Below are 14,317 nucleotides of genomic sequence, written 5' to 3' on the forward strand. Positions count from 1 at the left end.
GAGCCATGTCGCCGGGCGGCCGACCGGACCTGGAGTTTCGGCCCCCGCCGGCGGGTCCGGGGCTTCGGAGCACCCAGCGGGTTCGGGGGTTTCGGCGCCTGGCAGGTCGGCGCTCCGGGCACTCGGCGGGTCCGGGGCTTCGAGCCCCGACAGGCTCGGGCTTCGGGGCCCGGCCAGGCCGCAGCGGCCGGGGCGTTCGCGAACCGGCAGGCAGGCTCCTGCGCCGGACCACGGGGCCCGAGCCGTGCCACCCCGTGCCCCCGGCAGGCCCGGATCCTCGGAGCCCGGCAAATCGGAGGCTTCAAGGCCCCTCGCCCGGCCCGGGGCACCCCCGGCAGGTCCGGAGCTTCGAGACCCGGGAGGCCGGGGCTTCAGCCCCAGCCGTGCCCCGGGGCTTCGGGGCCCGCCCGGCCCGGGGCTTCGGGACCCGGCGAATCCAAAGCTTCGAGGCCCCCGCCCGGCCCGGGGCACCCCCGGCACGCCCAGGGCTTCGGGACCCGGCAGGCCCCGCGCTCCGGCTCCCGCCCGGCCCGGGTCTTCGCGCCCCGCCGAGCCGCAGCTTCGGCCCCCGCCCGGCCCGGGGCTTCGCCGCCCCACCCCGGGCTTCGCCCCCCTGGCCCCGGCGGGCGCGCGGCGGGGGCCGGGCGGGGAATGGACGGGGGACGGAGGGTGGCGGGCGCGGGAAGGGCGGGGGTGCTCCGGGGGGTGGGTGGGGGAAAAGGTTCCGGCAGGTGGGACGGGGGTCCTGTCCTCGGGAGCGGGAAGATACGGTGAGAGCACCATGAGCGCTTCGCAGACCTCCGACGTCCCCACCCTCCTCGTCAAGATCTTCGGCAAGGACCGTCCCGGGATCACCGCCGGGCTGTTCGACACCCTCGCCGCCTACTCCGTCGACGTGGTCGACATCGAGCAGGTCGTCACCCGCGGCCGCATCGTCCTGTGCGCCCTCGTCACCAAGCCCGTCGCCGGCACCGAAGGCGAGCTGCGGGCCACCGTCCACAGCTGGGCCGAGTCGCTCAAGATGCAGGCCGAGATCCTCTCCGGCACCGGCGACAACCGGCCCCGCGGCAGCGGCCGTTCCCATGTCACGGTGCTCGGGCACCCGCTCACCGCCGAGTCCACCGCCGCCATCGCCGCCCGGATCACCGCGACCGGGGGCAACATCGACCGTATCTTCCGGCTCGCCAAGTACCCCGTGACCGCGGTCGAGTTCGCCGTCTCCGGCTGTGAGACCGAGCCCCTGCGCACCGCCCTGGCCACCGCCTCCGCGCACATCGGCGTCGACGTGGCCGTGGTCTCGGCCGGTCTGCACCGCCGGGCGCAGCGGCTGGTGGTCATGGACGTGGACTCGACCCTGATCCAGGACGAGGTCATCGAGCTCTTCGCGGCCCACGCGGGCTGCGAGGCCGAGGTCGCCGAGGTGACCGAGCGGGCCATGCGCGGCGAGCTGGACTTCGAGCAGTCGCTGCACGCCCGGGTCGCGCTGCTGGCCGGGCTCGACGCCTCCGTCGTGGACAAGGTGCGTGCCGAGGTGCGGCTCACCCCGGGTGCCCGGACCCTCATCCGCACCCTCAAGCAGCTCGGCTACCAGGTCGGTGTCGTCTCCGGCGGGTTCACGCAGGTGACGGACGATCTGCAGGAGCGGCTGGGGCTGGACTTCGCCTCCGCCAACACCCTGGAGATCGTCGACGGCAAGCTGACCGGCCGGGTCACGGGCGAGATCGTGGACCGGGCCGGCAAGGCCCGGCTGCTGCGCCGGTTCGCCGAGGAGGCGGGGGTCCCGCTGTCCCAGACGGTGGCCATCGGCGACGGCGCCAACGACCTGGACATGCTGAACGCGGCCGGTCTGGGCGTGGCCTTCAACGCGAAGCCGGTGGTCCGGGAGGCCGCGCACACCGCCGTGAACGTGCCGTTCCTGGATGCGGTGCTCTACCTGCTCGGCGTCACCCGCGAAGAGGTCGAGGCCGCCGGTCTGACCACCTGATCGAAAGGGGCCCCGGCGCCGTGCGCGCCGGGGCCCGTCCTCGTGCGGGTACGGCGGGTGCGGACCGCGCCCCTCAGTGCTCCTGGGGGGTCCAGTAGTCCAGCAGGGTGCCGACGCCGTGCTCCAGGGACTTCCAGGAGCCGGTGAAGGAGATGACGGCGAGCGCCGCGGTGGGGAATCCCGTACGGCTCATACGGGCCAGGGTGTCGCCCTCCGCGCGTCCGGAGAGGGCGTCGGCGAGGGCGTGCATGCCCGGGTTGTGGCCGATGACGAGGAGGTTCTCGACCTCGTCGGACGTCTCGTTGAGCAGGGCGATGAGCTCGCCCGGCGAGGCTTCGTACAGCCGCTCCTCGTACGAGGTCTTCGGCCGGTGCGGCAGCTCATGGACGGCGAGCTTCCAGGTCTCGCGGGTGCGGGCGGCGGTGGAGCAGAGGGCCAGGTCGAAGGTGATGCCGGTTTCGGCCAGCTTCAGACCGACGGCCGGTGCGTCCTGGCGGCCTCGCTCCGCCAGCGGGCGGTCGTGGTCGGACACCTCGGGCCAGTCGGCCTTGGCGTGCCGGAGGAGGACGATCCTGCGGGGTGTGTCGGCGCTCATGGCTCCCAGCTTCGCATGAAACCGGCCACGGGGCGCAGGGTGTTGGGGGCTTGCGGCCCTCCGCGAGATCAGCTGACGGCGCGCAGCAGCTGTGCGGCGGTGTGGACCAGCGGGGAGCCCTCGCCGGTGGCGGCGCTCGCCTCGCCGGAGCCGGCGAGGAGCAGGAGGAGGACGAAGGCGAGCACGGGCAGGGCCAGCGCCCACCAGTGCAGCCGTGCGTCGGCGCCGGCCGGCAGGCGGGCTCCGGTGCCTCGGGGAGCGGGGGTGTGCGTGGGGGCCGACATGGCCGCCTCCGTGGGTGTGCGGGTGGACTGGCTCGCTCGCTTCGAATCTACGGATCCGAAGCCGCGGCTCCCATCCGGGGCGCACCCCAGTTCACCCTGAGCCTGGCCCCCTAGGGGCGGGTGGGGATACCCCTACCCCCCCCGCCACGGGGGCGCGCCCGGTCACGGGGAGGCGATGCTCGCGATGACGGAGATGATCACGGTCACGAGGAGCATCGCGCCGAGCACGAGGCCGAGCTTCTTGTGGCTGTTCTGGGGGTTCGGTTCGAGTACAGGCGACATGCCGTTCAGTCTCCCATGCCCCATTCGTCCTCGATGGTGCGGTCCCGTCCGGCCAGGATGCCGAGGGCGATCTGCGGCAGGAGCAGGCCTGCCATCAGGGTGAGGGGGAGGTCCCAGCCGCCGCTGTGCTGGTAGAGGGCGCCGATGACGAGCGGTCCGGGGATGGAGATGAGGTAGCCGACGCTCTGGGCGAAGGCGGACAGCTTGACGACACCGGCCGGGGACTTGGCGCGTAGCCCGATCATGGTGATGACGAGCGGGAAGGCGCAGTTCGAGACGCCGAGCAGGAGGGCCCAGGCCCAGGCTCCGGCGGCGGGCGCGAAGTGCAGGCCCGTGTAGCCGACGAGGCCGAAGACGCCGAGGGTGGCCGCGATGGCGCCCTGGTTCTTCATCCGGCCGGCCAGGTTGGGGATGACGAAGGCGAGCGGCACGCCCATGACCATGGTGACGGCGAGGAGGACGCCCGCTGTTCCGGCGGAGACCCCGGCGTCGCGGAAGATCTGCGGCAGCCAGCCCATGGTGACGTACGCGCCGGTGGCCTGGAGGCCGAAGTAGCAGGCCAGGGCCCAGGCGGTGCGGCTGCGGACGACCCGCGGGCCCGCGTCGGCCCGGCCGCCCCGGCTCTGCGCGGGGACGGAAGCGACGCCGGAAGCCGCACCGGAAGCACCGGAGGCCGAAGCAGAGGCGGGCGCAGACGCGGATGCGGGGGCCCGCTGCTCCCGGCGGACGGCGGCGGCGACGGGCAGCCAGGGCAGTACGGCGGCCACGGCGAGCACGGCCCACACGAGCAGGCCCGTACGCCAACTGCCGCCGAGGACCGTGGTCATCGGTACGGTCGCGGCAGCGGCGAGCGAGGTTCCGACGGCCAGGGCCATGGAGTAGAGGCCGGTCGTGGTGCCCACGCGGTCGGGGAACCAGCGCTTGACGATCACCGGCAGCAGCACGTTGGTCAGGGCTATGCCCGCCAGGGACAGGGCGCTGGCGGCGAGGAACCCGGCGGCGCCCCGGGTGAAGGGCCGGATGAGCAGGCCGGCGGCGATGGCGGCCATGCCCGCGCAGACCACGGCGGGGGGCCCGAAGCGGCGGGAGAGCCGGGGCGCGGTCACGCCGAAGACGGCGAAGCAGAGCGCGGGGACGGAGGTGATGAGCCCGGCGACGGTGCCGCTCATGCCGAGGCCCGTGCGCACCTCCTCGAAGAGGGCGCCGAGGCTGGTGATGGCGGGCCGCAGATTGAGTGCGGCCAGCACGATGCCGACGACGAGGACCGGGCCGAGCCAGCCGGGCTGCCGGACGGCGGCGGGGGCCGGACCCGGGAGTGCCGTGTGCGCGGCCGGAGGCCGGTTCAGGGTCGGGGTCTGGGTCTCTTCGGCGGGCATACCGCCATCATAGAATCATGGGATGATTGGTTGTCCACCCTGCTGGTGGCCCATCCCTCGGAGAGGACCCGTCCCGCCATGCCGCTGACCTCGCCCCGGCGCTCCGCTCTCGTCGACCAGGTGATCGCCCAGCTCAGGAACCAGATCACCTCCGGTGAATGGCCGGTCGGCGGCCGCATCCCGACCGAGCCGGAGCTGGTGGAGCTGCTGGGGGTGGCCCGCAACACCGTGCGGGAGGCCGTCCGGGCCCTCGCGCACAACGGCCTCCTGGACATCCGGCAGGGTTCGGGCACGTACGTGATCGCCACCAGCGAGCTGGCCGGGGTGATGCACCGCCGCTTCGCGGGGGCCGACCCGCGGCACATCGCGGAGCTGCGGTCGACGCTGGAGTCCTCGGGGGCCCGGCTGGCGGCCGAGCGCCGCACCGCGCGGGACCTGGGGCAGCTGGACGCGCTGCTGGCACGGCGCGAGGAGGCCTGGGCGAGCGGGGACGCGGAGCTGTTCGTGGCGGCGGACGTGGCGCTGCACATGGCGGTGGTGGCGGCCTCGCACAACGAGGTGCTCATCGAGCTGTACGCGGACCTCGGGGACCTGGTGGCGGACTGGCTGCGCTCGGACGTGGGCACGGAGCTGGATCCGGCCGCCCATCTGGACCACGCCCGGCTGATCGAGGCCATCCGGCGGGGGGACGGGGACGCGGCCGCGTCGGAGGCGGCGGGCTACCCCTTCGCCTGCCTGGGCAGGACCTGACCTCGTCCGCCCGAGCGCGAGTGACCGCAGGCGACCTGACCCCAGATGGCGTACGGCAGGCGGCGTGACCGCAGTCACGGACGCTGGTGGCTGACCCAGGCCGAGCGGACCTCCTTCCAGCAGCGGCTGGTGAGCTCGATCCGGCCGGCCGGTCCCACGGCGAGGGCGGCGCCGTCGCCGTCGAGGTCCCACCAGCGGTCGCATTCCACGTGCAGGCGGACCAGGTCGGTCTCCGGATAGCTGTTGTGGCAGTACGCCGTGACCTGCGAGCCCTCGATCTCGGTGTCGCAGTCCGCGCCGAACAGCTCCCGGTCGGGGGGCGCTGCGGGCCGTACGGGTGGTTCCACGGGGATCTCGTCCAGGTCCACCACCGCCGGGGCCGCCGCTTCGGGGCCGGGCGCCGAGTCGCTCCCCTCGGGCTGCGCGACCGCTCCCGGGACCAGCAGCCCGGTCAGGACCACGGAGGCGACCAGGAGCGATACGGCTCGGCTCGGTCTCGTACGCACTCCCGTACCTCCTCCCCGCAGGAGCCGGGAAGATCCCGACTCGGCTAGTTTGCAGGCATCTGTCCCTGTTTTCGACTCGGGAAGATCCGGTCAGGCGCCGAAAATCTGATCGAGTCCGCGGGGCGGCTCCCCGTGCCGGAGCGAAAACGGCGGTGGCCGCGCCTCCCGGGAAGGGAGACGCGGCCACCGCCGTACGGAGCTGCCGAGCTCAGGCGCCCATGGCGTGCAGACCGCCGTCCACGTGGACGATCTCGCCGGTGGTCTTCGGGAACCAGTCCGAGAGCAGGGCGACGACACCGCGGCCGGTCGGCTCCGGGTCGCTCATGTCCCACTCCAGCATCGAGCGGGAGTTCCACACCTCGGCCAGCTCGCCGAAGCCCGGGATGGACTTCGCGGCCATGGAGCCGAGCGGACCGGCCGAGACCAGGTTGCAGCGGATGTTCTCCTTGCCCAGGTCGCGGGCGAGGTAGCGGCTGGTGGCCTCCAGCGCGGCCTTGGCCGGGCCCATCCAGTCGTACTGGGGCCAGGCGAACTGCGCGTCGAAGGTGAGGCCGACGACGGCCGCGCCCTCCGCCGGGAACAGCGGCTTGCACGCCATGGTCAGCGACTTCAGCGAGAACGCCGAGACGTGCATGGCGGTGGCGACCGACTCGAACGGGGTGTTCAGGAAGTTGCCGCCGAGAGCGTCCTGCGGGGCGAAGCCGATCGAGTGGACCACGCCGTCGAGGCCGCCGAGCTCGTCGCGGACGAGGCCCTCCAAGCGGTCCAGGTGCTCCTGGTTGGTGACGTCCAGCTCGATCACCTTGACCGGCTTGGGCAGCTTCTTGGCGATGCGCTCGGTCAGCGTCGGCCGCGGCCACGCGGTGAGGATGACCTCGGCGCCCTGCTCCTGGGCCAGCTTGGCGGTGTGGAAGGCGATGGACGACTCCATCAGCACCCCCGTGACGAGGATGCGCTTGCCGTCGAGAATTCCGCTCATGGTGATCAGTGACCCATGCCCAATCCGCCGTCAACGGGAATGACGGCTCCGGTGATGTACGCGGCGTCGTCCGACGCCAGGAAGCTGACGGCTGCCGCGATCTCCTCGGGCTGCGCGTAACGGCCCAGGGGCACCTGGCCCACGATGCCGGCGCGCTGCTCGTCGGTGAGCACCTTCGTCATGTCGGTGTCCACGAAGCCCGGGGCGACGACGTTGAAGGTGATGTTGCGGGAGCCGAGCTCGCGGGCGAGCGAGCGGGCGAAACCGACCAGCGCGGCCTTGGAGGCGGCGTAGTTGGCCTGGCCCGCCGAGCCCATCAGCCCGACGACCGAGGAGATCAGGACGACGCGGCCCTTCTTGGCGCGGAGCATGCCGCGGTTCGCGCGCTTGACCACCCGGAAGGTGCCGGTGAGGTTGGTGTCCACGACCGAGGCGAAGTCGTCCTCGGACATGCGCATCAGCAGCGTGTCCTTGGTGATGCCGGCGTTGGCCACCAGGACCTCGACCGCGCCGTGGGTGTCCTCGATCTCCTTGTAGGCCTGCTCCACCTGCTCGGAGTCGGTGATGTCGCAGCGGACCGCCAGAACGCCGAGCGAGGTGAGCTCCTGCGGCGGCTCACCCGACCGGTACGTGATCGCGACCTTGTCCCCGGCCTGGGCGAAGGCTCGGGCGATGGCGAGGCCGATGCCCCGGTTTCCTCCGGTGACGAGAACCGAGCGGCTCAACGGATCACCCTTTCGACTAGCGGTCTGATTACCAAAAACCTATAGGCACCGCCCCCCGTGCGGAGAATCGATCTCCGACAGGGCCTTGCAACGGGCTCTGTCGAGTCCCTACAGAAAGATGTAGGCACAAGCGCCCCGAGCGCGTCATGATCGAGGCGACCGGCCCCGACCCCGGGAGGACTTCCGTGCCCCATTCCATCGACGCGGCTTTCACCGCGCTGCCCTTGCGGGCGCTCGCCGACGCGGCGCTCGCCCGGGCCCGCGCGCTGGGCGCCGACCATGCCGACTTCAGGCTGGAGCGTATCCGCAGCGCTTCCTGGCGCCTGCGCGACGCCAAGCCCGCCGGCGGCTCCGACACCACCGACCTCGGGTACGCGGTCCGGGTCGTGCACGGCGGCAGCTGGGGATTCGCCTCCGGCGTGGACCTGACCATGGACGGCGCCGCCCGGGTGGCCTCACAGGCGGTGGCCATGGCGAAGCTGTCGGCCCAGGTCATCAAGGCCGCCGGGTCCGACGAGCGCGTCGAGCTCGCCGACGAGCCGGTGCACGCGGACAAGACGTGGATCTCCGCCTACGACGTGAACCCCTTCGACGTGCCGGACGCCGAGAAGGCGGCCCTGCTCGCCGACTGGAGCTCCCGGTTGCTGGCCGCCGAGGGCGTCGCGCACGTGGACGCCTCGCTGCTCGCCGTGCACGAGAACAAGTTCTACGCCGACACCGCGGGCACCACGACCACCCAGCAGCGGGTGCGCATCCACCCGCAGCTCACTGCGGTCGCCGTGAACGGCACCACCGGCGAGTTCGACTCCATGCGGACCATCGCCCCGCCCACCGGCCGCGGCTGGGAGTACCTGACCGGCACCGGCTGGGACTGGGACGCCGAGCTGGAGCAGATCCCCGGCCTGCTCGCCGAGAAGATGCGGGCGCCGAGCGTGGAGGCCGGGCGCTACGACCTGGTCGTGGACCCGTCCAACCTGTGGCTCACCATCCACGAGTCCATTGGCCACGCCACCGAGCTCGACCGGGCGCTGGGCTACGAGGCGGCGTACGCGGGCACCTCGTTCGCCACCTTCGACCAGCTCGGCAAGCTGAAGTACGGCTCCTCGATCATGAACGTGACGGGTGACCGCACCGCCGAGCACGGCCTGGCCACCGTCGGCTTCGACGACGAGGGCGTCGAGGCGCAGAGCTGGGACCTGGTCAAGGACGGCACGCTGGTCGGCTACCAGCTGGACCGGCGGATCGCCAGGCTCACCGACCTGGGCCGCTCCAACGGATGCGCCTTCGCCGACTCCCCCGGGCACGTGCCCGTCCAGCGGATGGCGAACGTCTCGCTCCGGCCCGATCCGGGCGGCCTGTCCACCGAGGACCTGATCGGCGGGGTGGAGCGCGGGATCTACGTGGTCGGCGACCGCTCCTGGTCCATCGACATGCAGCGGTACAACTTCCAGTTCACCGGTCAGCGCTTCTTCCGGATCGAGAACGGCAGGCTGGCGGGGCAGCTGCGCGATGTGGCCTACCAGGCCACGACCACCGAGTTCTGGGGCTCGATGGAGAAGGTCGGCGGCCCGCAGACGTACGTCCTCGGCGGCGCCTTCAACTGCGGCAAGGCCCAGCCGGGACAGGTCGCGGCGGTCTCGCACGGCTGCCCGTCCGCGCTGTTCCGTGACGTGAACATCCTGAACACCACGCAGGAGGCCGGCCGATGAGCCGTACGAAGCCCCACGAGATCGTCGAGAAGGCCCTCGCGCTGTCCACCGCCGACGGCTGCGTGGTCATCGCCGACGAGGAGTCGACGGCCAACCTGCGCTGGGCGGGCAACGCGCTCACCACGAACGGGGTCACCCGCGGCCGGACCCTGACGGTCATCGCCACGGTCGACGGCAAGGAAGGCACGGCCTCGGGGGTCGTGTCGCGCTCCGCCGTCACCGCGGACGACCTGGAGCCGCTGGTCCGCGCCGCGGAGGCGGCCGCGCGCAACGCGAGCCCGGCGGAGGACGCCCAGCCCCTGGTCACCGGGACCCCCGCCTCCCCCGACTTCACGGACGCCCCGGCCGAGACCTCCTCGGCGGTGTTCGCGGACTTCGCCCCGGCCCTCGGCGAGGCCTTCGCGCGGGCCCGGGCCGGGGGGCGGGAGCTGTACGGCTTCGCCAACCACGAGCTGGTCTCCACGTACGTCGGCACCTCGACGGGCCTGCGGCTGCGCCACGACCAGCCGAACGGCACGCTGGAGCTCAACGCGAAGTCACCGGACCGGCAGCGCTCGGCCTGGGCCGGCCGCTCCACGCGGGACTTCAAGGACGTGGACCCGACCGCGCTGGACGCGGAGCTCGCCGTCCGACTGGGCTGGGCGCAGCGCCGGTTCGACCTGCCGGCCGGACGGTACGAGACGCTGCTGCCCCCGACGGCGGTGGCCGACCTGCTGATCTACCAGATGTGGTCGTCGACGGCCCGGGACGCGGTGGAGGGCCGTACGGTCTTCTCCAAGCCCGGCGGCGGCACCCGGGTCGGCGAGAAGCTCTCCGAGCTGCCGCTGACCCTGCGCAGCGACCCGAACGCGCCGGGCCTGGAGTCCGCGCCGTTCGTGATCGCCCACAGCTCGGGCGACGACGCGTCGGTGTTCGACAACGGCCTGCCGGTGCCGGCCACCGACTGGGTCCGGGACGGGGAGCTGGCCCGTCTGCTCACGACCCGGCACACGGCGGGCCTGACCGGGCTGCCGCTCTCCCCCGGCTTCGGGAACCTGATCCTGGACGGGGGCGGCGAGAAGTCGCTGGAGGAGATGGTGGCCGGCACCGAGCGGGGCCTGCTGCTGACCTGCCTCTGGTACATCCGCGAGGTGGACCCGGCGACGCTGCTGCTGACCGGCCTGACCCGGGACGGCGTCTACCTGGTGGAGAACGGGGAGGTCGTGGGCGAGGTGAACAACTTCCGGTTCAACGAGTCGCCGGTGGACCTGCTGTCGCGGGCTTCGGAGGCCGGGCGGACCGAGAAGACCCTGCCGCGGGAGTGGAGCGACTGGTTCACCCGGGCCGCGATGCCCGCCCTGCGCATCCCGGACTTCAACATGAGCTCGGTCAGCAAGGGCGTGTGACCCCCATAGACTGAGGACTGCAATCCGGACATTCGAAGGAGTCGAGAGACCGTGACGGACATCGTCGACGAACTGAAGTGGCGCGGGCTGTTCGCCCAGTCCACCGACGAAGAAGCGCTGCGCAAGGCGTTCGCGGACGGTCCTGTCACGTTCTATTGCGGCTACGACCCGACGGCGGCCTCGCTGCACGTGGGTCACCTGGTGCAGGTGCTGACCATGCGCCGGCTCCAGCTCGCCGGGAACAAGCCGCTCGCGCTGGTCGGCGGGGCCACCGGACAGATCGGTGACCCGCGGCCGACCGCCGAGCGCACCCTGAACGATCCGGCGACCATCGCGGAGTGGGTGCAGCGGCTGCGTACCCAGATCGAGCCGTTCCTGTCCTTCGAGGGCGAGAACGCCGCGGTCATGGTCAACAACCTGGACTGGACGGCGGGCATGTCCGCCATCGAGTTCCTGCGGGACATCGGCAAGCACTTCCGCGTCAACAAGATGCTGACGAAGGACTCGGTGGCCAAGCGGCTGGAGTCCGACCAGGGCATCAGCTACACCGAGTTCAGCTACCAGCTGCTCCAGGGCATGGACTTCCTGGAGCTGTACCGGCGCCACGGCTGCACGCTGCAGCAGGGCGGCTCGGACCAGTGGGGCAACCTGACGGCCGGCCTCGACCTGATCCACCGCCTGGAGCCGCACGCGCAGGTGCACGCGCTGGCGACCCCGCTGATGGTCAAGGCGGACGGCACCAAGTTCGGCAAGACCGAGGGCGGGGCCGTCTGGCTCGACCCGGAGATGACCACGCCGTACGCGTTCTACCAGTTCTGGCTGAACGTGGACGACCGGGATATCTCGACCTACATGCGGATCCTGTCCTTCAAGTCCCGCGAGGAGCTGGAGGAGCTGGAGGAGCAGACGGCCGAGCGGCCGCAGGCGCGCGCCGCGCAGCGGGCCCTGGCGGAGGAGCTGACGACGCTGGTGCACGGCGCCGAGCAGTGCGCCGCCGTGATCGCCGCGTCGAAGGCGCTGTTCGGCCAGGGCGAGCTGGCGGACCTGGACGAGGCCACGCTGGCCGCGGCCCTGTCCGAGCTGCCGCACGCCCAGGTCGCCGAGCTCGCCCTGGTGGTGGACCTGTTCGCGGAGACCGGTCTGGTCGCGAGCAAGTCGGCCGGGCGCCGGACCGTGAAGGAGGGCGGTGCCTACGTGAACAATGTGAAGGTCACCGCCGAGGACGCGGTCCCGGCCAAGGAGGACCTGCTGCACGGGCGGTGGCTCGTGCTGCGCCGCGGCAAGAAGAACCTCGCGGCGGTCGAGGTCACCGGCTGAGCCGCACACCTCGGTCACGACGACACGGCGCAGGGGCCGGTTCGGACGCTCCCCCGGCTACCGCCGGGCGGTGCCGGTCCGGCCGGCCCCTGTGCCGTGCTGCCGGCCCGGGCGCGTCAGGTCGTCTGGCGTCTGCGGTCGCCGCGGACCGCCATGTAGACCATGTCGCCGAGGGCCACGATCACGACGGCTCCGGCAAGCTGCAGCAAGTGCCGGACCCAGTCGATGCCCTTGGTGTCGTGGACACCGATCCAGGTGGCCACGGCGTTGCCGAGGATGCCGCCGATCATGCCGAAGATCACGGTCAGCCAGATCGGCTGATGCTGCTTGCCCGGCAGGATGGCCCGGGCTATCAGCCCCAGCACCGCACCGACGATAATCGCCCACAACCAATGCATGTCGAGCCTCCTCGTGGCGCGTTGTGCGCATGTGGGCCCAGCCTCGGCCCGCCCCCGACACGGCGCATGTCGGGCGGGTCCGTTCGGGGGACACCCCCTCTGCTGCCGGCCGGGGCGGCGGCGTACGGTGGGAGGGTCCGGGCGGGATTGTCCGGCAGGTGGATGGCGGGCGGTGGAGCATGGAGCGGAAGAGGCGGAACAAGACCCAGGTCTTCCGGATCACCGGGGCGCGGCTGGGCCTCGACGAGGACGTACGGGGCCGCCAGCGCCGGTACGTGATGTCGATGGTCATCAGGACCCTGTCGGTCCTGGCGACGGTGATCCTGTGGAACGTGGAGCGCCACGTGGCGATCGTGACCCTGATCGCGGGCGGTCTGCTGCCCTATGTCGCCGTGGTCATCGCCAATGCGGGGCGCGAGTCGACCCCCTCGCTGCCCTCGAACTTCATGCCGTCTCCGGTGCGTCCGGCACTGGACTCCGGAAACCTCAAGAAAACCTCAGATCAATCATGAAGTTCCGGTGCACCGCACCGGGTCCTGCGTGACATACTGCCTACGCGCTCCGCATCCCCCGTCGGAGCGACGGACCGACGCCGGGCAGCTCCCCCCGTGGCTGCTCGGCGTCGCCTTTCCGTTCGGTTTCCCGGGCCGGGTTTGTAGGGTTGAGGCGTGAACTCCCCTGACTTCCCCCTGTTCCCCGACTCCTCCGGCGCCTCCGACGCCTCCGACGTGCCCACCTGCTCCGCCAAGGGCTGCCGCGACGCAGCCGTCTGGGTGCTGGCATGGAACAACCCGAAGCTGCACACGCCGGAGCGCCGCAAGACCTGGCTGGCTTGCGAGGAGCACCGCGAACACCTGTCCCGGTTCCTGGATGTCCGCGGTTTCCTCAAGGACGTGGTGAAGCTCGGCGAGTGGGTACAGCCGGAGGGATCGGAGCGCGGCTAGACGCGCTCGGACACTGCCGCTAGCCGCCGATCGCCGACATGGGGCGGTCGGGCTGCAGGAAGGACGGGTCGTCGAGACCGGACCCGGCCTTCTTGCCCCACATCGCCACCTTCCACAGGCGGGCGATCTCCTCGTCGGGGGCGCCCGAGCGCAGCGCGCCGCGCAGGTCCGATTCCTCGGTGGCGAACAGGCAGGTGCGGATCTGCCCGTCGGCAGTGAGCCGCGTACGGTCGCAGGCGCCGCAGAACGGGCGGGTGACCGAGGCGATGACACCGACCGTGGCCGGGCCGCCGTCGACGATCCAGCGCTCGGCCGGGGCGGAGCCGCGCTCCTCCGCGCCCTCTTCCGTGAGGGTGAAGCGGGTACGCAGGGAAGTCAGGATGTCACCGGCGGTGATCATGCCGTCACGCTTCCAGCCGTGCTGGGCGTCGAGCGGCATCTGCTCGATGAAGCGGAGCTCGTACTCGTTCTCCACGGCCCAGGCGAGCAGGTCCGGGGCCTCGTCGTCGTTGAGGCCCGGCATCAGGACCGCGTTGACCTTGACGGGGGTCAAGCCGGCCTCGCGGGCGGCGGCCATGCCGTCCAGGACGTCGTGGTGGCGGTCGCGCCGGGTGAGGGTCTTGAAGACCTCGGGGCGCAGAGTGTCCAGGGAAACGTTTACCCGGTCGAGGCCGGCGGCCCTCAGGGCCTGGGCGGTGCGCTTGAGGCCGATCCCGTTGGTGGTCAGCGACATCTTCGGGCGGGGCTCCAGGGCCGCGCACTGCTCGACGATCCCGACCAGGCCGGGGCGCAGCAGCGGTTCCCCGCCGGTGAAGCGGACCTCGGTGATCCCGAGCCGGGTGACCGCGATGCGGATCAGCCGGACGATCTCCTCGTCGGTCAGCAGGTCCGACTTGCCGAGCCACTGCAGACCCTCTTCGGGCATGCAGTACGTACAGCGCAGATTGCACCGGTCGGTGAGTGAGACACGCAGGTCAGTGGCCACGCGGCCGTAGGTGTCGAGAAGCACTGTGGGCCCCCTCCCCTGTCCGGATCTGTAGAGGTCGCGCAGCTCGGATGAGACATGCGTGCGCTGCATTCGAG

Annotated in this window: 16 protein-coding genes; 7 read left to right on the plus strand and 9 right to left on the minus strand. The window is 71.9% G+C overall.

Annotated features, from left to right (window positions below; genetic code table 11):
- Nucleotides 1–781: 781 nt before the first annotated feature.
- Nucleotides 782–1,984: a phosphoserine phosphatase SerB gene (serB, locus tag AB0B01_RS13205; RefSeq protein ID WP_361716877.1), complete on the plus strand. Its 1,203-nt coding sequence runs from the start codon at nucleotides 782–784 to the stop codon at nucleotides 1,982–1,984.
- A gap of 73 nt (nucleotides 1,985–2,057) precedes the next feature.
- Here the strand turns inward: serB and AB0B01_RS13210 are convergent, their stop codons facing one another.
- The 4 genes from AB0B01_RS13210 to AB0B01_RS13225 form a co-directional block, all read right to left on the minus strand.
- Nucleotides 2,058–2,579, minus strand: a complete 522-nt coding sequence (locus AB0B01_RS13210) for a histidine phosphatase family protein (RefSeq protein WP_361716880.1) — start codon at nucleotides 2,577–2,579, stop codon at nucleotides 2,058–2,060.
- A gap of 68 nt (nucleotides 2,580–2,647) precedes the next feature.
- Nucleotides 2,648–2,863, minus strand: a complete 216-nt coding sequence (locus AB0B01_RS13215) for a hypothetical protein (protein WP_361716883.1) — start codon at nucleotides 2,861–2,863, stop codon at nucleotides 2,648–2,650.
- A 162-nt stretch (nucleotides 2,864–3,025) separates the two neighbouring features.
- Nucleotides 3,026–3,145: an SGM_5486 family transporter-associated protein gene (locus AB0B01_RS13220; protein ID WP_361716886.1), complete on the minus strand. Its 120-nt coding sequence runs from the start codon at nucleotides 3,143–3,145 to the stop codon at nucleotides 3,026–3,028.
- Nucleotides 3,146–3,150: 5 nt separating this feature from the next.
- Nucleotides 3,151–4,521, minus strand: coding sequence for an MFS transporter (locus AB0B01_RS13225; RefSeq protein ID WP_361716889.1), 1,371 nt, complete (start codon nucleotides 4,519–4,521; stop codon nucleotides 3,151–3,153).
- 78 nt (nucleotides 4,522–4,599) lie between these two features.
- Here AB0B01_RS13225 and AB0B01_RS13230 point away from each other — a divergent pair, with 78 nt between their 5' ends.
- Nucleotides 4,600–5,271, plus strand: a complete 672-nt coding sequence (locus AB0B01_RS13230; protein ID WP_361717110.1) for a FadR/GntR family transcriptional regulator — start codon at nucleotides 4,600–4,602, stop codon at nucleotides 5,269–5,271.
- A gap of 74 nt (nucleotides 5,272–5,345) precedes the next feature.
- Here the strand turns inward: AB0B01_RS13230 and AB0B01_RS13235 are convergent, their stop codons facing one another.
- The 3 genes from AB0B01_RS13235 to fabG form a co-directional block, all read right to left on the minus strand.
- Entirely contained in the window at nucleotides 5,346–5,639 is a 294-nt protein-coding gene (locus AB0B01_RS13235; RefSeq protein WP_361717112.1) for a hypothetical protein, read from the minus strand.
- Nucleotides 5,640–5,985: 346 nt separating this feature from the next.
- Nucleotides 5,986–6,756 (minus strand): enoyl-ACP reductase FabI, encoded by a 771-nt coding sequence (gene fabI / locus AB0B01_RS13240; RefSeq protein ID WP_361716892.1) that lies wholly within the window; start codon nucleotides 6,754–6,756, stop codon nucleotides 5,986–5,988.
- A 5-nt stretch (nucleotides 6,757–6,761) separates the two neighbouring features.
- Complete coding sequence (gene fabG / locus AB0B01_RS13245) at nucleotides 6,762–7,481, minus strand: 3-oxoacyl-[acyl-carrier-protein] reductase (protein WP_361716895.1); 720 nt, start codon at nucleotides 7,479–7,481, stop codon at nucleotides 6,762–6,764.
- Between the two features lie 185 nt (nucleotides 7,482–7,666).
- On the opposite strand from fabG, the gene AB0B01_RS13250 reads away from it, so the two are divergent.
- From AB0B01_RS13250 to tyrS, 3 genes are read left to right on the plus strand one after another with little or no spacing between them, the layout of a single operon-like run.
- Nucleotides 7,667–9,190 (plus strand): TldD/PmbA family protein, encoded by a 1,524-nt coding sequence (locus tag AB0B01_RS13250; RefSeq protein WP_356849355.1) that lies wholly within the window; start codon nucleotides 7,667–7,669, stop codon nucleotides 9,188–9,190.
- A complete protein-coding gene (locus AB0B01_RS13255; protein WP_361716898.1) occupies nucleotides 9,187–10,575 on the plus strand; it encodes a metallopeptidase TldD-related protein in 1,389 nt (462 codons plus the stop codon). Before AB0B01_RS13250 ends, AB0B01_RS13255 begins: the two co-directional genes overlap by 4 nt.
- 51 nt (nucleotides 10,576–10,626) lie before the next feature.
- On the plus strand, nucleotides 10,627–11,892 hold the full coding sequence (tyrS, locus tag AB0B01_RS13260; RefSeq protein WP_361716900.1) for a tyrosine--tRNA ligase: 1,266 nt from the start codon (nucleotides 10,627–10,629) through the stop codon (nucleotides 11,890–11,892).
- A gap of 116 nt (nucleotides 11,893–12,008) precedes the next feature.
- Here the strand turns inward: tyrS and AB0B01_RS13265 are convergent, their stop codons facing one another.
- Nucleotides 12,009–12,290, minus strand: coding sequence for a GlsB/YeaQ/YmgE family stress response membrane protein (locus AB0B01_RS13265; protein WP_361716903.1), 282 nt, complete (start codon nucleotides 12,288–12,290; stop codon nucleotides 12,009–12,011).
- 179 nt (nucleotides 12,291–12,469) lie between these two features.
- Between AB0B01_RS13265 and AB0B01_RS13270 the strand changes: the two genes are divergently transcribed.
- Together AB0B01_RS13270 and AB0B01_RS13275 are read left to right on the plus strand one after the other, a co-directional pair.
- Complete coding sequence (locus AB0B01_RS13270; RefSeq protein ID WP_361716906.1) at nucleotides 12,470–12,802, plus strand: DUF3099 domain-containing protein; 333 nt, start codon at nucleotides 12,470–12,472, stop codon at nucleotides 12,800–12,802.
- 177 nt (nucleotides 12,803–12,979) lie between these two features.
- Nucleotides 12,980–13,234 (plus strand): hypothetical protein, encoded by a 255-nt coding sequence (locus AB0B01_RS13275; RefSeq protein ID WP_361717115.1) that lies wholly within the window; start codon nucleotides 12,980–12,982, stop codon nucleotides 13,232–13,234.
- A 19-nt stretch (nucleotides 13,235–13,253) separates the two neighbouring features.
- Here AB0B01_RS13275 and moaA read toward each other — a convergent pair whose 3' ends face one another.
- Nucleotides 13,254–14,243: a GTP 3',8-cyclase MoaA gene (moaA, locus tag AB0B01_RS13280; RefSeq protein WP_361716909.1), complete on the minus strand. Its 990-nt coding sequence runs from the start codon at nucleotides 14,241–14,243 to the stop codon at nucleotides 13,254–13,256.
- Nucleotides 14,244–14,317: the final 74 nt, after the last annotated feature.

This window comes from Streptomyces sp. NPDC044571 (assembly GCF_040647115.1).
GTDB lineage: Bacteria > Actinomycetota > Actinomycetes > Streptomycetales > Streptomycetaceae > Streptomyces.